The sequence below is a fragment of the Leisingera thetidis genome, from assembly GCF_025857195.1.
Classification (GTDB): Bacteria; Pseudomonadota; Alphaproteobacteria; order Rhodobacterales; family Rhodobacteraceae; genus Leisingera; species Leisingera thetidis.
In genome coordinates, this window is record NZ_CP109787.1 from 4,104,944 (window position 1) to 4,124,477 (window position 19,534).

Genomic DNA, 19,534 nt, shown 5'->3' on the forward strand with positions numbered 1-19,534 from the left:
ATGTTTCGGGGCAGGCGGGAGCTCCCGCGCCTTTGGGCGGCATCTTTGATGCCACCCGCAGCCTTGGGCCCGGCAGCGCGCCTTTGGGCGCGCCGCGTCAGCGCCCTTTCCAGACCGGGTCGCGCTTTTCGGCAAAGGCGCGGGCACCTTCCAGATTGTCCTTGGAGCCGTAGAGCACATCCACAGTCTTGAGCTGACGGCGGGTGATCCGGTTCATCGCATCCTGGAACTTTGAGTCTTCCGCATCGCGCACGATCTCCTTGATCGCCGCATAGACAAGCGGCGGACCGGAGGCGAGCAGACGTGCCAGCTCCCAGGCCCGGTCCATCAGCTGGTCCGCCGCGACAATCTCATTCACCAGACCCCAGCGGTTGGCTTCTTCGGCATCAAACCAGCGCCCGGTGAGCAAGAGCTCCATGGCGATGTGATAGGGGATGCGCTTAGGCAATTTGACGCTGGCGGCATCCGCAACGGTGCCGGAGCGGATTTCCGGCAGCGCAAAGGTGGCATGATTGGCGGCGATGATCATATCTGCCGACAGCGCCAGCTCCAGACCGCCGCCGCAGGCGATGCCGTTCACTGCCGCAATCACCGGCTTGTGCATGTCGCGCAGCTCCTGCAGCCCGCCAAAGCCGCCGACACCGTAGTCGCCATCCACAGCATCACCATCGGCGGCTGCCTTCAAGTCCCAGCCCGGGCAAAAGAACTTTTCGCCGCCGCCGGTCAGAATGGCCACCCGCAATTCCGGATCATCGCGGAATTCGCGGAAAACTTCGCCCATCACCCGGCTGGTCTTGAGGTCGATGGCATTGGCCTTGGGCCGGTCCAGCTTCACTTCCAGAATGGCGCCGTCACGGCGGGTTTTCACAGGGTTGTCGCTCATCTCAATTCCTCCTGGCATGGTTCATGCCTTTCCTGTTTCAGGCCAAAGCCTCAATATTTCCGGCGCATCAGCGCATCCGCTGCCACCGCATCGGTGGGGGTGCACAAGAGCGGATTGATCTCAATTTCCTCCAGCCCAAGGGCGTTTTCCATCACATAGGCTTCCACCGCCCTGATGGCCCGCAGAATCGCGTCCCGGTCCGCCGCTGGGGCGCCGCGGTAGCCGTCCAGCAGCTTCGATATCCGCAGCGACTTGAGTGCGGCATCGATCTCCGCATCCGAGGCGGGCAGCAGGAAGGAAGCGCTGTCTTCCATCAGTTCAGTCAGGGTACCGCCCGCGGCCAAAGTCATGACAAACCCATGCGCCGGATCTTTGACCACGCCGATCAGCAGTTCCGCCACCGCTCCGGTGACCATTTCCTCAACCAGAAAGCGTGTAGAAGGCATGCTGAAGGCGGCATCGCTCACCTCCTGGCCTGAATTCAGGTCCAGCGCCACTGCGCCTGCTTCTGTTTTATGCGCGACGCCTTCGCCCTTCAATACAACGGGGAAGCCGACATCTACGGCCACAGCACGGGCATTGGTGGCGGAGGCCGCACGCTTGGAGCGCGGAATGCGCAGGCCATATCCGGCCAGCTGCCACTTGGCCTCGGCTTCGGGCACCAGATCGGGCTCGACAACCGGTGTTGGCAGCAAGAGCGGTGCAGCGGGTTCAGGCAGCGGAGTGCTGGCCGCTTCACAAGCTGCAATTGCCTCGCTCAATCCACAGAACGGCACGACTCCGGCCGCCATCAGTCGTGCTGCCACGTCTTCCGGCAGCAGCTCCGGCAAGGTGGCAACCAGGCCGACACTTGCACCGGTATTCTGATGCGATCCAATGGCCGCCAGAATGGCGCATTCCCAGTCCGCTGCATCGCAGCGGTCGTCACGGGGGAAATCCACGATCAGCATGGTCATTGCCAGCTGCGGATCCATCATCGCCGAAAAAGCCCGGGTCATCGCCTCGGCATCACGCCAGATGTAGGTGTGGTAGTCGAGCGGGTTTGCAAGTGCCACCATCGGCCCCAGCGCCTCCCGCAGGTCTTCCTTCTGGCGTTCATTCAGGGGCGGGAACTCGACGTTGCGCGCATGGCCGGTATCCGCGGCCAGGCTTGCCTCCCCGCCGGAGCAGCTGATGGTTGCGATGCGGTTCGAGGCCAGGCGCCCCGTCACGTGCAGGAGCTTCAGCGTCTCCAGGAAGGATGGCAGATCATCCAGACGCGGAATGCCAAGGCGTGAGAGCAAAGCCTCTGCACCCGCGTCACCGCCCGCGAGCGAGGCGGTATGAGAAACAGTTGCGGCCTGGGCCTCGGCGGATCTGCCCACCTTCAGCGCCACGATCGGCTTGCCCAGATCCCGCGCGCGCGCAGCCAAAGCCTCAAACGCGCGCAAGTCGCCAAAACCTTCAATATGCAGGCCCAACGCGGTGACACGCTCGTCTTCCAGAAGCGCCTCGCCAATCGCGGCAATCCCCGACTGCGCCTGATTGCCGGCTGTCACCACATAAGCCACCGGCAGCCCGCGCTTCTGCATGGTCAGGTTGATGGCGATGTTGGAGCTTTGGGTGACCAGCGCCACGCCCTTTCCCGCCCGCGTACCGCCATGCTGATCCGGCCACAGCAGCGCCCCATCCAGATAGTTGATGAAGCCATAGCAATTGGGGCCGAGGAAGGGCATATCACCCGCCGCTTCCAAGAGCTGTTCCTGCAAGCCCGCGCCTTCGGCGTCCTCGGCAGCAGCCTCCAGAAAACCGGAGGCAAAGCACACCGCCCCGCCGGCACCACGTGCCGACAGCGCCCGCACTGCCTCGATGGTGGCAAAGCGGTTCACCCCGACAAAGACCGCGTCGGGCGCTTCCGGCAGGCTGCCCACTTCCTTGAAGGCAGGCAGACCCGCGACCTCTTCGGCCTTGGGATGGACGGGCCAGATGGTGCCCTCAAAACCCATCTTCCGGCATTGCTCGATCACCAGGCGGCACCAGGCGCCGCCGCCGATCACGGCAATGGTTTTGGGGCGGAATAGGCGGGAAAGGTCACGTGTCATTCTAAGCGGTTCCGCTGGTTGAGAGTTCAGGAGCCTCCGGCGGGGATATTTTCAGCCAGAAGAAGGATAAGTTTTCATTAACCAGAATCGGCAAGCTAGCCGAGCGGTACAGGCGGGGACGCCGATGACCGCGCCAGGAGTAGGCCCCCGGTTGCGGCACTGCCCTCCGGGGGCTGGATCTGATGACATTCTTCTTCTGGCCTTAAAGTATCCTCGCCGAAGGCGAAATAACTGCAGGGTTTCAAGTTTCCGGCCGGTCGAGATGACCCAGATCCCGCTCAGGGTCAATCCGGTCGCGCACGCGGGTCTTCAGCTCTTTCACATCAGGAAAGCCACCGTCCCGTTTGCGTTCCCAGACCAGTTCCTGATCAACATGGATCTCAAAAATCCCGCCCGAATCCCCGGGAACCAGTGTCACTCCGCCCAAGCTGCCTTGGAAGGTCTGCAGCAGCTCCTGCGCCATCCAGCCCGCCCGCAGCAGCCAGTTGCAGCCGGTGCAGTAGGTAATGGTAACAACCGGTTTCCCGGATCGGGTCATGGATCAGCCTCCGACGGCGCGCAGCATCTCGCGGCTGATGATGTGCCGCTGGATTTCACTGGTGCCCTCCCAGATACGCTCGACCCGCGCGTCGCGCCAGATGCGTTCCAGAGGCAGCTCGTCCATCAGCCCCATGCCGCCGTGGATCTGGATCGCCTCGTCGGCGACAAAGGCCAGCATCTCGGTGGCCTTCAGCTTGGCCATTGACATGTCGCTTTCGGTGACGGTGCCCTGATCGAACTTCCAGCCGGCTTCCCAGGTCAGTAGGTTCGCCGCCTTCAGCTCCAGCGCCATATCCGCCAGTTTGAACGAGATGCCCTGGAACTTACCGATCTGCTGGCCGAACTGCTTGCGCTCGGCGGCGTATTCCACCGAATGCTGCAGCGCGCGCTCGGCCCGGCCCAGGCAAGTGGCCGCCACCTGCAGGCGGGTGGCCCCCAGCCAAGTATTGGCAACCTCGAAGCCCTTGTCGGCCTCACCCAGGATCGCCGACGACGGCAGGCGGCAGTCATCGAACTCCAGCACCGCATTGGTATAGCCGCGGTGGCTGACGTTGCCGTAGCCGTCGCGCACTTCGAAACCCGGGGTGCCCTTGTCGACAAAGAAGGCAGTGATCTTCTTCTTCGGCCCGCGCGGCGTGTCCTCGACCCCGGTGGCCATGAAGCAGATGGCGAAATCAGCAATGTCTGCATGGCTGATGAAATGCTTGGTGCCGTTCAGGATCCAGTCATCGCCGTCCTGGCGCGCGGTTGCCTTCATGCCACGCAGGTCCGATCCTGCATCCGGCTCAGTCATCGCCAGGCAGTCCCATTTCTCGCCCTTCATGCAGGGGAACAGATACTTTTCTTTCTGTTCTTCGGTGCCCGCCAGAAGGATGTTCGACGGGCGCGCAACACCGGTCCAGTGCAGCGCATAATTGGCGCGGCCCAGCTCCTTTTCATACATCAGCCAGGTGAGGGTATCGAGACCGGCTCCGCCGACGTCCTCGGGCATGTTGGCCGCATAAAGCCCCGCCTCCATCGCCTTCTTCTGCACATCGCGGATCACATCCATGTCCAAATGGCCGGTGCGTTCGATCTCCGCCTCATGCGGGTACAGCTCCTTTTCCACAAAGGCGCGGGTGGTTTCGACAATCATCGACTGTTCTTCGGTCATCCCGAACTGCATGGCGGTCTTCCTTTGCAAATCTGTTACCAGTCAGATTAGACCGCTTGCGGACCCCCACCATGCGAAGTTAGAAGAAATCATGCGAAGTTGGGTGAAAGATAATGCTGCAGCGCAGCAAGCGGATGTGCTGCTGTTCGACGCTTTCTCGGCTCATTGCCTGGCCAATACGGTAGAGCCGCTGCGCGCCGCCAATACCTTTGCCGGGCGGCAGGTCTATGCCTGGCGGTTCCTGACACTGGACGGCAGGCCTGCCGTGTCCTCTTCCGGAATGGAGGTGCGGGCGCATGGGCGGCTGGGGGATTGCTCCGGTGACCTGCTGGTTGCGATGCCCTCCTACGATTTCCTGCGGCATGCTACGGTGGCCACCGCCCGCGCGCTGAAGTCCGCAGCACGCCGCTACAAGGTGCTGGCAGGCTTTGACACCGGTGCCTGGCTGCTGGCGCAGGCGGGACTGCTGGACGGGCAGCGCGCCACCATTCACTGGGAAGAACTCAGCCGCTTTACCGAAGCCTTCCCCGAGGTGCAGACCGAACGCGCCCGGCAGGTCTGGGACAGCAACCGTATCACCTGCACCGGCGCGCTGGCCGCCTTTGACACCATGATGGAGCTGATCGGCCAGCAGCACGGAGCCGCGCTGCGGCTGGAAGTGGCCGCGCTGTTCATGGCGCCTGAGGCCACCGAAACGCAAGACCCGCTACTGGTGCGCGGCAAATCCGTTGCCCGGGCCGTGGCGGTGATGCAGGCCAATCTCGAAGCCCCATTGCCGATCGCCGCAGTCGCCCGCAAGGCCGGGCGCAGCCAGAAAGATCTGGAGATGCGGATGAAAGCCGAACTCGGCGCAACCCCGCAAGCGGTCTACCGGCGGCTGCGGCTAATCCAGGCCAGAAAGCTCGTGTTAGAGACTGTTCTGAGCATCTCCGAAATTGCCTTGCGCTGCGGCTATGACGACCCCAGCGCCTTGACCCGGGCCTTCAAGACAGAATTCGGAACAACCCCGCGAACCCTGCGCAGCAGCGGCTAGCCCTGCCTGGCCGCCATCCACTGGTTCAGCCGCCACAGCCCCCAGGCCAGCGGGATCGCCGCCAGACCGCCGATCACATAGGCCAGCGGCTCATCGGCGAAGGATTCGAACATCTGCGTATAGGCGTGGATCGCGGCAAAGGTCAGCCCCGCGTTGAACAGCCCGCGCTGGTGCCGCTGCGCCGCCCAGAAGATCACCGCCGCCAGCACCGCCGCCCAGAGCACCGAATAGACGTTCTCAGAAATGAACAGCGCACTGTCACGGAAGGCATCACGGGCGGCAGAGTAGCTCTCCCAGTCCTCGTAACCATCGCTGTAACGGCCCGGCCCCCAGACGGTTTCGCCCACCACGTCGCCCCACAGCGAGCCGACCAGCGCGCAAAGGTTCGCGACCACAAACCCCAGGATCGCCAGAATCCGCAGATGCCGGGCGTCGCGCTCTGCCAGCCGGGACGCACCCCAGACGCACAGCACGATCAGCAGCACCATCTGCAGGATCGTCAGCGTCGATTCCGGCGAGTAGAACACATAGGCCGCGTGGAAATAGCTGGTACCAGTCTCCAGCATCTGGGCAAAGGGTGCAATCGCCAGCGCGGTGACCAAGCGCACATCCACCTGCCAGCCTGCCAACGCCAGCGCTGCAGCATAATACAGCAGCGCCAGGTTCCGCAGCGGCGAACCAATGCCGAACTGCTGCAGCAGCAGTTCGATCCCCGCCAGATGCAGCGCCAACCCCATCAGCAGGATCGCCCCCAGCACGAAACCTGCCGACCAGGCCCCGTGGCGCCAGCGCCAGGTGCAGATCAGCGCCACCAGCGCACCGGCAGGCAGCATCACCCAACCTGCGGTCTCTTCGTATTTGTCCACCAGCTCGATCCCGGCGCCGCCCATCAGCATCCCCGCACCGATCAGGGTGGCGGAATTGCCGAACATCCGCAGCATCTCGCCGCCGCGCGCCAGCACTGCCAGCCCGCCGCCGAGCATCAGGATGCCGGTCACCGCCACCGCCAGCGGATCGGCCAGCCAGAAGATGAACCCCGCGGTCACCGCAATGATCCCGAAACACAGGATCGCGTTCACCGCCAGCGACACCATCGTCTCGCGCGAGCGCGCCTCAATGGTACGGGCCTGATCCGCGCTCAGGATGCCCTCATCAACCAGGGCATTTGTATCGGCAATGGCATGCATCAGCGGTCCCTCGCATTTTTGCGTTTCCACCCAGCATGGACTGGTGGGCGCGCCGGCGAAAGGGGAGGAATTCCTGCCGCTTAGCCCTTGGGCCGGCTTGGCACCCAGGCATAGCCGTTTTCACACAGCACATAGGCCTCGCGCAGGCCGTGCGGCTTATCCGCGGGCTGTTGCAGAACGGTATACCCAGCCGCCTCCGCCCGTGCCGCAGCGTCATCCGGGTCAGTGTCATAAAGCCGGATCTCGATTCCGGCCCCGCGCGGCGGGTTTTCCGGCAGCAGCCCCAGCAGCGGGTTTTCCGCATAGGTGCCATCACTGTGCAGCTGAAACAACTGGCCGCCATAGGTGACAATGGCAAAATCCTGCATCACCTGATGGCCTTTCATATCAAAAACAGCCTCTAAAAAAGCGATTTCCGCCGGGACATCCCGCACTAGAAGATTGATGCCGATCCCGCGCAGGGAGCGGCCGAAACTATCCGCATCCGTCGTTTCATAATCCATGAGCCGCAGTGTTCCCCGGAACCGCCAGCGCGGCAATGCGAAAAGCGTCCGCTTTCGGTGCCCTTTCACCTCTGGCATGAAGCTTTGATGGCAATCCGCCGAAGCCCCTTGCCTTCCCGTCCGCAATCGGAACAATTGGACCATGTCAGAGCAGATTTTCCCCAGCTGGCCCGAAACCGCCCCGAATTTGATCGAAGTCGCCGCAGGCCGCGCGCCGGCGGATACCGTGATCCGGCAGGGCATTTGGGTCAATGTCCATACCCGCGAGCAGCTTCCGGACCATGATATTGCCATAGTGGCGGGCCGCATCGCCTTTGTCGGGCCGGATGCCTCCTATTGCACCGGGCCGGAGACACAGATCATCGAGGCTAATGGCCGCTACATGATCCCGGGCCTGTGCGATGCCCACATGCATATCGAGAGCGGCATGCTGACGCCCGCCGAATTTGCCCGCGCAGTGATCCCGCACGGCACCACCTCGATGTTCACCGACCCGCATGAGATTGCCAACGTGCTGGGTCTGGACGGCGTGCGCTACATGCATGACGAGGCGTTGATGCAGCCCGTCAACATCTTCACCCAGATGCCCTCCTGCGCGCCGTCTGCGCCGGGACTGGAAACCACCGGCCATGAAATCACCCCCTGCGATGTCGAAGAGGCCATGAGCTGGCCCGGCATCATCGGGCTGGGCGAGATGATGAACTTCCCCGGTGTCGCGGCTGCCGACCCCAAGATGCTGGCCGAAATCGCCGCCACCCAGCGGGCGGGCAAGACGGTTGGCGGCCATTACGCCTCCCCCGACCTCGGTCCCGGTTTTGCGGCCTATGTGGCAGGCGGTCCGGCGGATGACCACGAGGGCACCTGCGAGGCCGACGCCATCGCCCGGGTGCGCCAGGGGATGCGCTCGATGATGCGGCTGGGCTCGGCCTGGTACGACGTCGAAAGCCAGATCACCGCTGTGACGGAAAAGGGGCTGGATCCGCGCAATTTCATCCTGTGCACGGATGACTGCCACTCCGGCACTTTGGTCAATGACGGCCATATGAACCGGGTGGTGCGCCACGCGATTGCCTGCGGCTGCGATCCGGTCGTCGCGCTGCAGATGGCTACAATCAACACCGCCACCCACTTCGGGCTGGAACGCGAGATCGGCTCCCTCACGCCGGGACGGCGGGCCGATGTGATCCTGACCTCGGACCTGCGCGAATTGCCCATCGAAGTGGTGATCGCCCGCGGGAAAATCGTGGCGGAATCAGGCTCTATCAAGGTGGATTGCCCGCATTACGACTGGCCCGCCAGCGCCCGCGGCACCGTCCATCTGGGCCATGAGCTGACAGCGCAGGATTTTGAACTCACCGCGCCCGAAGGCGCCAATGCGGTCACCGCCAATGTGATCGGCGTGGTCGAGAACCAGGCCCCGACCAAGGCGCTTCAGGCGGAGCTGCCGGTGGTGGACGGGCTGGTCGAGGGCAGCGGCGATGTCTGCCAGATCGCCCTGGTCGAGCGCCACCGCGCCACTGGCGGCGTCACCAACGCCTTCGTGCAGGGCTTTGGCTACAGCGGCAAGATGGCGATGGCCTCCACCGTGGCGCATGACAGCCACCATATGATCGTCGTCGGAACCGACCGCGCACAGATGGCGCTGGCCGCCAACCGCCTGGCAGAAGTCGGCGGCGGCATCACCCTCTACAAGGACGGCGAAGAACTGGCCTTGGTCGAGCTGCCGATTGCCGGCCTGATGTCCGACAGCCCCGCCACCGAGGTCGCCGCCAAGGCGCAAAGAATGGTCGAAGCAATGCAGGCCTGCGGTTGCAGCCTGAACAACGCCTATATGCAGCACTCGCTGCTGGCGCTGGTGGTGATCCCGGAACTCCGGATCTCCGACCTTGGCCTTGTAGACGTGCGAACCTTCCAGAAAATTCCGGTGATCGAGCCCGTTCAATGATAACAACAAAACACCCCGGCCACCCGCCGACCGAAAGTTTCAATGACGCAACCGAAGCCGTGGACCGGCTGGAGCTGCTCTACAGGCAGGCCACCGGCTTCATCTGCGAGGAATTCTCCCGGGCGATGGCCGACGGCGCGCCGGACAATCAGCGCATCCGCGCCTATTACCCCGAGATCCGTTTTTCAACCACCAGCTTTGCCCAGGTGGACAGCCGGCTCAGCTTTGGCCATGTCTCGGCACCGGGCACCTATGCCACCACGGTGTCGCGCCCCGATCTGTTCCGCAATTACCTGATCCAGCAGATCGGCCTCTTGATCCGCAACCACGGCCAGCCGGTGATCATCGGTGTCTCCAGCACGCCGATTCCGGTGCATTTCGCGGTGGCCTCGCGGCCCGACCTGACCGTGCCGCAGGAAGGCGCGGCCGGCTTTACCCTGCGCGACGTGTTCGACGTTCCGGACCTGTCGACCACCAATGACGATATCGTCAACGGCACTTATCAGCCCGCCGACGGCACCGGCCCGCTGTCTCTGTTCACCGCCCAGCGCATCGACTACTCGCTGGCACGGCTGTCCCATTACACCTCCACCAGCGCCGAGCATTTCCAGAACCACGTGCTGTTCACCAACTATCAGTTCTATGTCGCCGAGTTCGAAGCCTATGCCCGCGCCCAGCTGGCCGACCCGACATCCGGCTACACCAGCTTTGTCAGCCCTGGCGACCACGAGATCACCGATCACGCGGCAGATATCCCGGAAAACGGCAAGCTGCCGCAAATGCCCACCTACCACCTGAAACGGCCGGACGGCAACGGCATCACCCTGGTCAACATCGGCGTCGGCCCATCCAACGCCAAAACCGCCACCGACCACATCGCGGTGCTGCGTCCGCATGCCTGGCTGATGGTCGGCCATTGCGCAGGGCTGCGGAACACCCAGGCGCTGGGGGACTTCGTGCTGGCCCATGGCTACCTGCGCGAGGACCACGTGCTGGACGATGACCTGCCGATCTGGACCCCGATCCCGGCCCTGGCGGAAATCCAGGTCGCGTTGGAAGAAGCAGTGGCCGAGATCACCGAATACGAGGGCTATGACCTCAAGCGGATCATGCGCACCGGCACTGTCGCCACCATCGACAACCGCAACTGGGAACTGCGCGACCAGTCCGGCCCGGTGCAGCGTCTCAGCCAGTCCCGCGCCATCGCCCTGGACATGGAAAGCGCCACCATCGCCGCCAACGGCTACCGCTTCCGGGTACCTTACGGCACGCTGCTCTGCGTCTCGGACAAACCGCTGCATGGCGAACTGAAGCTGCCGGGCATGGCCTCGGACTTTTACCGCACCCAGGTTGCACGGCATCTGCAAATCGGCATAAGAGCGATGGAGCGTCTGCGCGGTATGCCGTTGGAGCGGCTGCACAGCCGGAAACTGCGCTCGTTCGATGAAACCGCCTTCCTGTAAGGCCGTTTTTCGCGGATTTCCGGGAAAAAATGCCTATTTTCGCCTGCCCAGAGCACACAAGAAGTTGTGTTATCATACAACATAACGATAATGTCTCGCGATGAGGCCCCAGAGTTCGGGCAGCTTTAAGGAGACGAAGAATGTCCAAACCGATGACCAAAACCCAGCTTGTTGCCGCTCTGGCAGAGGAAATGGGCAGCGACAAGAAAGTCGCAGGTTCCGCCCTGGAAGCGGTATGCTCGCTGATCACCCGCGAAGTGTCGGGCGGCGGCGCCGTGACCCTGCCGGGCGTCGGCAAGATCTACTGCCGTGAGCGCCCGGAGCGCGAGGTGCGCAACCCGGCCACCGGCGAGAAATTCACCAAGGAAGCCGACAAGGTGGTGAAGATGACCATCGCCAAAGCGCTGAAAGACAGCGTCAACGGCTGATACCGGACCTGATCCGGACGGTTTCAGGGCTGCCCAACGCGGGCGGCCCTTTTCATTTGCCCGGATGCGCCCCGGCCGCGAAATTGGTTCGCCCGCGGCCGCAGCGTTGATGCTTGCCAATGATTCCCTTCGAGCGCACTCTGCCGCCAAGCCGGAGGAGGGCTGCCGCATGGCTGATGTGAATCTGATGCTGATCCTGGGCGCCGCCTTTCTGGGCGCCGCCAGCCCGGGACCCGCCACACTGACAATCGCCGGCACCGCTATGCGGCATGGCCGCAAACCGGGCCTGGCGCTTGCCGCCGGAGTGTGTTCCGGTTCTCTGATCTGGTCGGTTTCCGCCGCCTTCGGCCTCGGTGCAGTAATGCTGGCCAATGCCTGGATCATCGAGATGGTGCGCTATGCCGGTGCAGGCTCCCTGATGTATCTCGCCCTGCGCTCAGCCCGTTCCGCGCTGCGCCCCGGCACCGCAGCGCTGTGTGCTGCCCCGGCACCCGCGTTGCGTGCCGCCTATGCCAAGGGGCTGGCCCTGCACCTGACCAATCCCAAGGCAGTTCTGTTCTTCGGCGCACTGTATGCCATCGGCCTGCCGCCCGGCACCCCGCCCTCGGAACTGCTGACCGTCATGGGTGCCATAGCAGTGCAGAGCGCGCTGATCTTTCATGGCTATGCACTCTTGTTTTCCAGTGCAGCGGCCGCCCGCAGCTACCTGCGCCTGCGCCGCGGTTTCGAGGCAGTCTTTGCCGCCGCCTTCGCCACCGCAAGCTGGCAGATCTTTGCAGCCAGACTCAGCTGACAGGCCTTGAACCTTCGGCACAATTTCCGGAAGGTCCGCGACTAAGAGAGAGGGTATCGTGATGGACGGACGCGCTATTGCCATGGGGCTGGCCTTTGCCCTGATGTGGTCGTCGGCCTTCACCTCGGCCCGGATCATTGTGCAGGATGCCTCGCCGCTGTTTTCCCTCGCCGTGCGGTTCCTGATCTCCGGCCTGATCGGCGTCATCATCGCCCGCGCCATGGGCCAGACCTGGCGGTTGACGCCGGGCCAGTGGCGCGCCACCGTGATCTTCGGCATCTGCCAGAACGCGCTGTACCTCGGCCTGAACTTCGTCGCCATGCAGTGGATCGAGGCCTCACTGGCCGCCATCATCGCCTCCACCATGCCTTTGCTGGTGGCGCTGGCGGGATGGGTGCTGTTCGGCGAGCGGCTGCGTCCGCTGGGATACGCCGGGCTTGCGGCAGGCATCCTCGGCGTGGGGCTGATCATGGGCACACGGCTCAGCGCTGGTGTCGACCTCTTGGGCGTGGGTCTCTGCGTCATTGGCGTATTGGCACTGACCGCTGCCACCCTCGCCTTGCGCGGCGCCACCTCGGGCGGCAATTTCATGATGGTTGTCGGCCTGCAGATGCTGATCGGCTCGGCGGTGCTGTTTGTGGCCGCGCCGCTGACCGAGGACATCTTCGTCACCCCGACCTGGCGCCTGGCCGCCGCCTTCACCTATACCACCGTGGTGCCTGGGCTGATGGCCACGCTCATCTGGGTACTGCTTCTGAACCGCATCGGCGCGGTGCGGGCAGCCACATTCCACTTCCTCAACCCGGTTTTCGGGGTCGCCGTCGCCAGTGTGCTGCTGGGGGAAAAGCTGGGGCCGCTGGATGTGCTTGGCGTCGCCATCGTCACAGCCGGCATTCTCGCCGTCCAGCTCGCCCGCCAGCCCAGCCTGCCGACAGCGGCGCTCTCCCGCGCGGCAAAGCCGGGCTGACGCCCGTCCCTGCCCCTTGGGCCCGGCACGCCTGACGTCGTGCAGGCCCGTTGCAACCCTTGGCGCTTCCGCCGTAACCTGTACGTCAACGACCTGACAGGAGACCACCGGATGAGCGCGCAATTGACCCAGGTGCTGGACGCCATCGACGCCGCCAACGCCCAGGACCCCAATCTGGAAGACGGCCAGCCCGCCGCGCTGCTATACGGCCAGCGGATGAGCCAGGAACAGGCACGTCTGTTTCCCGACGCCTCCGAAGTGCTGCAGATCGCCGCCCGCGGCCAGCACGTGGAACGCTGGAAGATGGCCCGCGAAGCCTTCCCCGAAGGCCGGGCTGGCTATCTCACCTGGCGCAAGGCCGAAGCTCAGCACCACGCCGGTGTGGTCACCGCCCTGATGCGCGATGCAGGCTACAGCACGGAAGACATGGAGACCGCCGCCAAGATGCTGCGCAAGGAAGACATCAAGCGCGACGATCAGGTGCAAGCGCTGGAGGACGTCATCTGCCTTGTTTTCCTCAAGTGGTATTTCACCCCCTTTGCCGCCAAACACCCGGCGGACAAAGTCCAGCGCATCGTCGAAAAAACCGCCCGCAAGATGTCGGCAGACGCCCGCGCCCGGGTGCTGCGGGAGTTTGATCTGCCCGGAGACCTGGCCGGCGCCTTCGCCGCCTGAACAGCCCAGCACACGGCTTTGCGAGCCGCCTGTAACAGGGCGTTGCATTTTTGCACCCAGACCCCATGTTCTGCAGCAACGCAAACTGGCGGGAGGACACCATGACCAAATACTTCAAAGACCCGGACACGATTGCCGCCCTCTCCGAGGAAGAATTCCACGTGACCCAGAACGCAGGCACCGAGCGCCCCGGCACCGGCAAGCTGCTCCATAACAAGGAGCCGGGCATCTATGTGGACATCGTCTCGGGCGAGCCGCTGTTTGCCTCCTCCGACAAGTATGAATCCGGCTGCGGCTGGCCCAGCTTCACCAAACCAATCGAAACCGCCCATATCCAGGAGCTGGAGGACCGCACCCTCGGGATGATCCGCACCGAGGTCCGCTCGACCCATGGCGACAGCCACCTGGGCCACGTCTTCCCCGACGGGCCGATGGACCGCGGCGGGCTGCGTTATTGCATCAACTCAGCCTCCCTGCGCTTCGTGCATTTGGACGACATGGAGGCAGAGGGCTATGGCGCCTATATCAACCAAGTGGAGGTCGTGAAATGAGCACCACCGAACGCGCCGTTCTGGCTGGCGGCTGCTTCTGGGGCATGCAGGAGCTGATCCGCAACCGCCCCGGCGTCATCAGCACCCGCGTCGGCTATACCGGCGGCGACGTGCCGAACGCCACCTACAGGAACCACGGCACCCATGCCGAGGGGATCGAGATCATTTTCGATCCCGCCGTCACATCCTTCCGGGAGATGCTGGAATTCTTCTTTCAGATCCACGACCCGACCACCCTGAACCGCCAGGGCAACGATACCGGCATGAGCTACCGCTCCGCGATCTATTATGCGGACGATACCCAGAAAGCGGTGGCCGAGGACACAATCGCCGACGCCGACGCCTCCGGACTCTGGCCCGGCAAAGTGGTGACCGAAGTCGAACCCGTGGGCGATTTCTGGGAAGCGGAGCCGGAGCATCAGGACTACCTGCAGCGGCTGCCCACCGGCTACACCTGCCATTTCCCGCGGCCCGACTGGGTGCTGCCCAAACGCGGCGCCGCCGCAGAATAGGTTCCAACAAAGCCATTTTCAGCCCCGCTCGTATGGCGGGGCTTCTTCATTCGCCAGTTCCCCGGGAGTATCCATGCTTCATCTGGCCAAAAATATCCCCGCCGGAGGCAGCGGGTTTTCCCCGGAAACCCGCTTCACAGCCAAAAGACGCCTAGCCGTGCGCCACCCGCGGCCGCCCGCTGGCCTCTACCGTCAGCGAACCTTCAACAAACACCTGCCGCGATTCGACCTGCGCCGTGCGGATATCCCGCTCCACATGCACGTGGATATCCTCCGCGCCAGCCACTTCGGCAGCACCGCGCGCCTCCTTCGCCAACGCCGCTTCCAGCGCTGCCAGCGCTTCATCAGAGGCCGGGAAATCCACAGGGCCGCTCTCCAGATGCACCCGGTACTTGCCTTCCGCCGGCGAGGTCACGGTGCCGCTGCGCCGCATGGTGACGCGGCCCACAACAGCACCAATGGCATTGGCGACGCCCGCGTGCTCCGGCAGGATCATGTTGCAATGCAGCCGTTCCCCCACCGCCGGGTAGTAGCTGGGCGCCGACGCCCCCAGCCCCACCACATCGACATTCATCGCGGCATCCAGCGCCAGCAGGCCACGATGCCGCGCAAGCCCTTTTTGCAGCAGTACATGCCGCGCCAGCTCTTTTTCCGGCAGGCCAAAGCTCTCACTTTCTTCGGCAAAAGCAGACTCTAACAGAACCAAAGCGGTCTGTTCGGTCAGCTGATCGATGATCATCTGCGCCAGCGTTTCCGCATCCTTCGCCACCATGTCGCCACTGCCTACCCGGCGGCGGGCAAAGAGGGTCAGCGCCTTTTCCGCCGCCTCCCGGTCCCAGGCCTCCACCCGGCCCAGCACATGGCTCGCATCCGAGGACGTCACTCCCGACACCTGCACCAGTCCGCGGTCGACCAGCCGGTTCAGCGATCCATGCTCCATCCGGGTCCGCAGGATCTGGCCCAGAGGGTGCACCTGCATGCCGATCCGCGCCAGCAGCCCGGCCTCGCGCTCGCTGAGCCCCGCCACCGGCACCCCCGGCACGGCCCGAACGAACCGGCCGTCAAACTCGCCCACCGTTGTATTGCGCAGCTGTTCGTCCAGCGCCGCATGCACCACGTCCGGCGCGTCCGTGGCAATCAGCGACACCGGCACCACCCGGCGCGGCCCCAGGGTCAGCCCGCCCGCCAGGCCGCTGGTATTCAGATGCACCTGGCTGTCACCGCCCAATCCTGTGGTGCGCATCGCCACCGCCTCGACCATGGTACGGAATTCGCCGACCCGCGCACCAGCCGGGTCAATCGCCGGCTTGCCGTCCTTGATCAGCGCCACATCGGTTGTTGTGCCGCCGATGTCGCTCACCAGCGCATGTTCCACACCAGTCATCCAGCGCGCGCCGACGATCGAGGCTGCAGGCCCCGACAAAATGGTTTCGATCGGCCGCTCCCGCGCCTGCTCGCCGCTCATCAGCGCCCCGTCACCGCGCACCACCATCATCGGCGCCTCGATGCCGAGGTCGCGCAGCGTGTCCTGCGCCCGCCCGATCAGCCGGTCGATCATCCCGATCAGCCGCGCGTTCAGCACTGCCGTCACCGCCCGCTTGGGCCCGTTCAGCTTGGCCGACAGCTGGTGCGAACAGGTGACCGGTGCACTGGTCAGCTCATGAATGATCCGCGCGGCTTCCATCTCATGCGCCGGATTCCTGGTGGCAAAGACCCCGGCAACAGCAAAGCCCGTCACCCCCTGCCCCTCGGTGCGCAGGAACATCTCCAGCGCCTCCACATCCAGCGGCGCCGCCTCGCTGCCCGCGTGGGTATGGCCGCCCGCGAGCACCAGCGCCGGATCCCCCTTCAAGGCATCCTTCAGCCCGTGCCGGTCCAGATCGCCTTCAGCAAACCCGATATAGATCAGCGCCACCCGGCCGCCCTGACCCTCGACCAGCGCATTGGTGGCCAGTGTCGTGGACAGCGCCGCCAGTGACACGTCCTGCGGCCGCACCCCGGATTGCTCCAGCACCGCCCGGATGGCGCCGCCAACGCCAATCGCCAAGTCCTGCCGCGTGGTCAGCGACTTGGCCGAGGCGATCACCTCCTTCTCGTCGCGGATCAGCACCGCATCGGTATAGGTTCCGCCTGTATCCACTCCCAGCAACAGCGCCATGCCCGGTCCTCTCAAACTCTGTTCGCCGGACCGGGTGTAACGCCTATTTGCGCCGCGTCCATCCTGTTTGCGTCACGAAAGCCTTCGAACCGCCCAGGCCGCCGCATCCGCCACCGCAGCATCCGGATCGCCAGTCAGCCCTTGTGCCACCGGCCGCAGCCCCGGCAGCCCGGAGTTGCCGATGGCATAAAGCACATTGCGCACAAACCGGTCCCGTCCGATCCGCTTGACCGGTGAACCGGAGAACATTGCCCGGAACCCCGCATCATCCAAGGCGGCAAGCTCCGCCAGCCGCGGCGCCTTCAGCTCGTCGCGCGCGGCATAGCGCATGTCGCTGGCCGCCACCGCAAACTTGTTCCAGGGGCAGGCCGCAAGGCAGTCATCGCAGCCATAAATCCGATTGCCCAGCTTCCCGCGCAGTTCTTCTTCCACCGGCCCCTTGTGCTCAATGGTCAGATAGGAAATGCAGCGCCGCGCATCGACTTGGTAGGGCGCCGGAAAGGCATCGGTTGGACAGCTGTCCAGACAGGCCCGGCAGGACCCGCAGCGGTCCCGCTCCGCCTTATCCGCAGGCAGATCCAAAGTGGTGAAAACTGAGCCTAAAAAGGCCCAGTTGCCCCAATCCCGGCTCACCAGATTGCTGTGCTTGCCCTGCCAGCCCAGACCTGCCGCCTGGCCCAGCGCCTTCTCCGGCACCGGCGCGGTATCGACAAAGACCTTCACCTCGCAGGCCTCTCCGGCTTCCGCAATCAGCCAGCGTGCCAGCCGCTTCAGCCGCTTCTTGACCAGATCATGATAATCCTTGTTCCGGGCATAAACCGAGACCGCCCCCCGGTCTGCCTGCCCCACCACCGCCATCGGATCCTCGTCCGGCGTATAGCTCTCTGCCAGCATGATCACGGATCGCGCCTCCGGCCACAGCTGGCTCGGATCGCCGCGCCAGTGCGTCCGTTCCGCCATCCAGCCCATCTGCCCATGATACCCGGCCTCCAGAAACGCATTCAGCCGCTCTGGCACCTGCGGCACATCCCAGGGACGGCAGATCCGGCAGGAGACAAACCCCTCTGCCAGCGCTTGCGCTACCAATCTTTCCTTGATGCCGGATCCGGTCTTCATCTGGCTGAAAATATCCTCGGGGGTGAATTGAGCCGCAGGCTCAAGAGGGGGCAGACAGCCCCTTAACCCCGTTGATATCAGAAATCCAGATCAGTGTAATGCGGCGGCGGCCGGAAGCCCGGCACCTGATCCGCCAGAATCGACCGGAACGCGGGCCGAGACTTGATCTTGGCATACCAGTCCTTGACCACCGCCGACCGGTTCCAATCCACATCCGAGATATAATCCAGCGACGACAGATGCGCGGCAGCAGCAAAATCCGCCAGCGTCATCATATCTCCGGCCAGCCACCGCCGGTGGTCCAGCAGCCAGGCCATGTAGTCCAGATGGTATTTGATCGCCTTGGCTCCGGCTTTCACGTTGCGGCTGTCGGGATAGCCCTCGCCGGTGATCTTCTTGTTCACCCGCTCATACAGCAGCTTGGAGGTCACCTCGTGGTGGAACTTGTCGTCAAACCAGCTTACCAGACGCCGCACTTCGTACCGGCCTTCGGCATCCTTCGGCATCAAGGGCGGCTCCGGCCGGGTGTCCTCCAGATATTCGCAGATCGCAGCGCTTTCGGCCATCATCTGGCCGTCCAGCCGGATCACCGGCACCTTGGCCGCCGGGTTGCGGCGCAGGAAATCGGGATCCTGCTCCCAATAGCGCTCTTCGACCAGCTCAACCTCGATCTTCTTCTCCGCCAGCGACAGCCGCACCTTGCGGCAAAAGGGTGACAGGGGAACGTGGTACAGGCGCGCCATGGCTACAAGGGATCTCCAGAAACGTTACTACGGATACCCAGCAATGCCTTGACCGGGAGAAAGATTCAATCCTCGAAACAATCCGCCCGCCCGTCTACGCGAATGGTGGCCGCTCCGTCCATAATCTGCCCCGCACGGCGCTGCACAAAACCGCTGGGGCGGCGGGCCGAGCGCTCTTTGGGATTGGGCAGCACCGCCGCAATCAGTGCCGCCTGCCGGGCGCTCAGCTGATCCGGGCCGACGCCGAAATACTTGCGCGCCGCGGCTTCGGCGCCAAACACGCCCTCGTCCATTTCGGCAACATTCAGATAGACCTCCAGGATGCGCCGCTTGCTCCAGACCGCCTCCACGGCCGGAGTCAGCAGTGTCTCCAGCACCTTGCGCGGCCAGCTGCGCCCCTGCCACAGGAACACGTTCTTCACCACCTGCTGGGAAATGGTCGAGCCGCCGCGGGCGCCGCCCGCCTCGATCGCCGCCTGAATTGCCCGGGCATCAAAGCCCCAATGACGGCAGAACTGCGCATCCTCCGCCGCCACCACCGAGCGTGCCAGCACCGGGGCGATCTCCTCCAGCGGCACCCACATCCGGTCCACCTCGCCCAACCGGCGCTGCTCGGCCCAGATGGTGTGGGTGATCGGCGGGTTCACCACCGAAAACAACAGAATGAGAAAGAGGAAGACCGCCGCCGCCGCAAGCACCGCGCGCAAGACCCAGCGCTGCAGCCAGCGCATCGGCTGAATCTTCCGCTTCGCTGTCTTCTTGCTGCTCTTGGCATTCTTCTTTTTTGCAACTGCCTTGGCCAT

At 64.1% G+C, this 19,534-nt stretch carries 19 protein-coding genes; 9 read left to right on the forward strand and 10 right to left on the reverse strand.

Annotated elements, in window-relative coordinates; translation table 11 throughout:
* Positions 1–97: 97 nt before the first annotated feature.
* The 4 genes from OKQ63_RS19775 to OKQ63_RS19790 all read right to left on the reverse strand — a co-directional run bounded on the left by OKQ63_RS19775 (position 98) and on the right by OKQ63_RS19790 (position 4,669).
* Positions 98–883: a carnitinyl-CoA dehydratase gene (locus OKQ63_RS19775; protein ID WP_264211724.1), complete on the reverse strand. Its 786-nt coding sequence runs from the start codon at positions 881–883 to the stop codon at positions 98–100.
* A 50-nt stretch (positions 884–933) separates the two neighbouring features.
* Positions 934–2,964, reverse strand: a complete 2,031-nt coding sequence (locus OKQ63_RS19780) for an acetate--CoA ligase family protein (protein WP_264211725.1) — start codon at positions 2,962–2,964, stop codon at positions 934–936.
* Between the two features lie 241 nt (positions 2,965–3,205).
* Positions 3,206–3,502, reverse strand: coding sequence for an Rdx family protein (locus OKQ63_RS19785; RefSeq protein WP_264211726.1), 297 nt, complete (start codon positions 3,500–3,502; stop codon positions 3,206–3,208).
* A gap of 3 nt (positions 3,503–3,505) precedes the next feature.
* The gene (locus tag OKQ63_RS19790; protein ID WP_264211727.1) at positions 3,506–4,669 is read right to left on the reverse strand and encodes an acyl-CoA dehydrogenase family protein; all 1,164 of its coding nucleotides are present in this window, start codon (positions 4,667–4,669) and stop codon (positions 3,506–3,508) included.
* A 79-nt stretch (positions 4,670–4,748) separates the two neighbouring features.
* Here OKQ63_RS19790 and OKQ63_RS19795 point away from each other — a divergent pair, with 79 nt between their 5' ends.
* Positions 4,749–5,690 (forward strand): GlxA family transcriptional regulator, encoded by a 942-nt coding sequence (locus OKQ63_RS19795; protein ID WP_264211728.1) that lies wholly within the window; start codon positions 4,749–4,751, stop codon positions 5,688–5,690.
* Here the strand turns inward: OKQ63_RS19795 and OKQ63_RS19800 are convergent.
* The gene (locus tag OKQ63_RS19800) at positions 5,687–6,877 is read right to left on the reverse strand and encodes a hypothetical protein (protein ID WP_264211729.1); all 1,191 of its coding nucleotides are present in this window, start codon (positions 6,875–6,877) and stop codon (positions 5,687–5,689) included. The two genes, OKQ63_RS19795 and OKQ63_RS19800, sit on opposite strands and share 4 nt — an antisense overlap.
* A gap of 80 nt (positions 6,878–6,957) precedes the next feature.
* Positions 6,958–7,380, reverse strand: a complete 423-nt coding sequence (locus OKQ63_RS19805) for a VOC family protein (protein ID WP_264211730.1) — start codon at positions 7,378–7,380, stop codon at positions 6,958–6,960.
* Between the two features lie 142 nt (positions 7,381–7,522).
* On the opposite strand from OKQ63_RS19805, the gene ade reads away from it, so the two are divergent.
* The 8 genes from ade to msrA all read left to right on the forward strand — a co-directional run bounded on the left by ade (position 7,523) and on the right by msrA (position 14,714).
* Entirely contained in the window at positions 7,523–9,325 is a 1,803-nt protein-coding gene (gene ade, locus OKQ63_RS19810) for an adenine deaminase (RefSeq protein WP_264211731.1), read from the forward strand.
* Positions 9,322–10,788, forward strand: a complete 1,467-nt coding sequence (locus OKQ63_RS19815; RefSeq protein ID WP_264211732.1) for an AMP nucleosidase — start codon at positions 9,322–9,324, stop codon at positions 10,786–10,788. Before ade ends, OKQ63_RS19815 begins: the two co-directional genes overlap by 4 nt.
* Before the next feature lie 140 nt (positions 10,789–10,928).
* On the forward strand, positions 10,929–11,216 hold the full coding sequence (locus OKQ63_RS19820; RefSeq protein ID WP_019297532.1) for an HU family DNA-binding protein: 288 nt from the start codon (positions 10,929–10,931) through the stop codon (positions 11,214–11,216).
* 169 nt (positions 11,217–11,385) lie between these two features.
* Positions 11,386–12,009: a LysE family translocator gene (locus tag OKQ63_RS19825; protein WP_264211733.1), complete on the forward strand. Its 624-nt coding sequence runs from the start codon at positions 11,386–11,388 to the stop codon at positions 12,007–12,009.
* Positions 12,010–12,070: 61 nt separating this feature from the next.
* Positions 12,071–12,976 carry a DMT family transporter gene (locus tag OKQ63_RS19830; RefSeq protein WP_264211734.1) on the forward strand — a complete coding sequence of 302 codons (906 nt, stop codon included), beginning with the start codon at positions 12,071–12,073 and terminating at the stop codon, positions 12,974–12,976.
* A 111-nt stretch (positions 12,977–13,087) separates the two neighbouring features.
* Positions 13,088–13,651 (forward strand): DUF4202 domain-containing protein, encoded by a 564-nt coding sequence (locus OKQ63_RS19835; RefSeq protein WP_264211735.1) that lies wholly within the window; start codon positions 13,088–13,090, stop codon positions 13,649–13,651.
* Between the two features lie 101 nt (positions 13,652–13,752).
* The gene (gene msrB, locus OKQ63_RS19840; RefSeq protein ID WP_264211736.1) at positions 13,753–14,202 is read left to right on the forward strand and encodes a peptide-methionine (R)-S-oxide reductase MsrB; all 450 of its coding nucleotides are present in this window, start codon (positions 13,753–13,755) and stop codon (positions 14,200–14,202) included.
* Positions 14,199–14,714, forward strand: a complete 516-nt coding sequence (gene msrA / locus OKQ63_RS19845; protein WP_264211737.1) for a peptide-methionine (S)-S-oxide reductase MsrA — start codon at positions 14,199–14,201, stop codon at positions 14,712–14,714. The genes msrB and msrA overlap by 4 nt, the downstream gene beginning before the upstream one ends.
* A 151-nt stretch (positions 14,715–14,865) precedes the next feature.
* On the opposite strand, the gene OKQ63_RS19850 is transcribed toward msrA, so the two are convergent.
* From OKQ63_RS19850 to mtgA, 4 genes are all read right to left on the reverse strand, one after another.
* On the reverse strand, positions 14,866–16,872 hold the full coding sequence (locus tag OKQ63_RS19850) for a hydantoinase/oxoprolinase family protein (protein ID WP_264211738.1): 2,007 nt from the start codon (positions 16,870–16,872) through the stop codon (positions 14,866–14,868).
* A gap of 72 nt (positions 16,873–16,944) precedes the next feature.
* On the reverse strand, positions 16,945–17,988 hold the full coding sequence (gene queG, locus OKQ63_RS19855) for a tRNA epoxyqueuosine(34) reductase QueG (protein ID WP_264211739.1): 1,044 nt from the start codon (positions 17,986–17,988) through the stop codon (positions 16,945–16,947).
* A gap of 77 nt (positions 17,989–18,065) precedes the next feature.
* Complete coding sequence (gene fzlA, locus OKQ63_RS19860; protein ID WP_027235874.1) at positions 18,066–18,731, reverse strand: FtsZ-binding protein FzlA; 666 nt, start codon at positions 18,729–18,731, stop codon at positions 18,066–18,068.
* Between the two features lie 65 nt (positions 18,732–18,796).
* Positions 18,797–19,534, reverse strand: coding sequence for a monofunctional biosynthetic peptidoglycan transglycosylase (gene mtgA, locus OKQ63_RS19865; RefSeq protein WP_264211740.1), 738 nt, complete (start codon positions 19,532–19,534; stop codon positions 18,797–18,799).

What these genes read in the sequence shown, in the direction of transcription:
- OKQ63_RS19775 (WP_264211724.1), bottom strand. Translation starts at nt 883, where the DNA reads ATGAGCGACAACCCTGTGAAAACCCGCCGTGACGGCGCCATTCTGGAA.
- OKQ63_RS19780 (WP_264211725.1), bottom strand. Translation starts at nt 2,964, where the DNA reads ATGACACGTGACCTTTCCCGCCTATTCCGCCCCAAAACCATTGCCGTG.
- OKQ63_RS19785 (WP_264211726.1), bottom strand. Translation starts at nt 3,502, where the DNA reads ATGACCCGATCCGGGAAACCGGTTGTTACCATTACCTACTGCACCGGC.
- OKQ63_RS19790 (WP_264211727.1), bottom strand. Translation starts at nt 4,669, where the DNA reads ATGCAGTTCGGGATGACCGAAGAACAGTCGATGATTGTCGAAACCACC.
- OKQ63_RS19795 (WP_264211728.1), top strand. Translation starts at nt 4,749, where the DNA reads ATGCGAAGTTGGGTGAAAGATAATGCTGCAGCGCAGCAAGCGGATGTG.
- OKQ63_RS19800 (WP_264211729.1), bottom strand. Translation starts at nt 6,877, where the DNA reads ATGCATGCCATTGCCGATACAAATGCCCTGGTTGATGAGGGCATCCTG.
- OKQ63_RS19805 (WP_264211730.1), bottom strand. Translation starts at nt 7,380, where the DNA reads ATGGATTATGAAACGACGGATGCGGATAGTTTCGGCCGCTCCCTGCGC.
- ade (WP_264211731.1), top strand. Translation starts at nt 7,523, where the DNA reads ATGTCAGAGCAGATTTTCCCCAGCTGGCCCGAAACCGCCCCGAATTTG.
- OKQ63_RS19815 (WP_264211732.1), top strand. Translation starts at nt 9,322, where the DNA reads ATGATAACAACAAAACACCCCGGCCACCCGCCGACCGAAAGTTTCAAT.
- OKQ63_RS19820 (WP_019297532.1), top strand. Translation starts at nt 10,929, where the DNA reads ATGTCCAAACCGATGACCAAAACCCAGCTTGTTGCCGCTCTGGCAGAG.
- OKQ63_RS19825 (WP_264211733.1), top strand. Translation starts at nt 11,386, where the DNA reads ATGGCTGATGTGAATCTGATGCTGATCCTGGGCGCCGCCTTTCTGGGC.
- OKQ63_RS19830 (WP_264211734.1), top strand. Translation starts at nt 12,071, where the DNA reads ATGGACGGACGCGCTATTGCCATGGGGCTGGCCTTTGCCCTGATGTGG.
- OKQ63_RS19835 (WP_264211735.1), top strand. Translation starts at nt 13,088, where the DNA reads ATGAGCGCGCAATTGACCCAGGTGCTGGACGCCATCGACGCCGCCAAC.
- msrB (WP_264211736.1), top strand. Translation starts at nt 13,753, where the DNA reads ATGACCAAATACTTCAAAGACCCGGACACGATTGCCGCCCTCTCCGAG.
- msrA (WP_264211737.1), top strand. Translation starts at nt 14,199, where the DNA reads ATGAGCACCACCGAACGCGCCGTTCTGGCTGGCGGCTGCTTCTGGGGC.
- OKQ63_RS19850 (WP_264211738.1), bottom strand. Translation starts at nt 16,872, where the DNA reads ATGGCGCTGTTGCTGGGAGTGGATACAGGCGGAACCTATACCGATGCG.
- queG (WP_264211739.1), bottom strand. Translation starts at nt 17,988, where the DNA reads ATGAAGACCGGATCCGGCATCAAGGAAAGATTGGTAGCGCAAGCGCTG.
- fzlA (WP_027235874.1), bottom strand. Translation starts at nt 18,731, where the DNA reads ATGGCGCGCCTGTACCACGTTCCCCTGTCACCCTTTTGCCGCAAGGTG.
- mtgA (WP_264211740.1), bottom strand. Translation starts at nt 19,534, where the DNA reads ATGGCCAAGGCAGTTGCAAAAAAGAAGAATGCCAAGAGCAGCAAGAAG.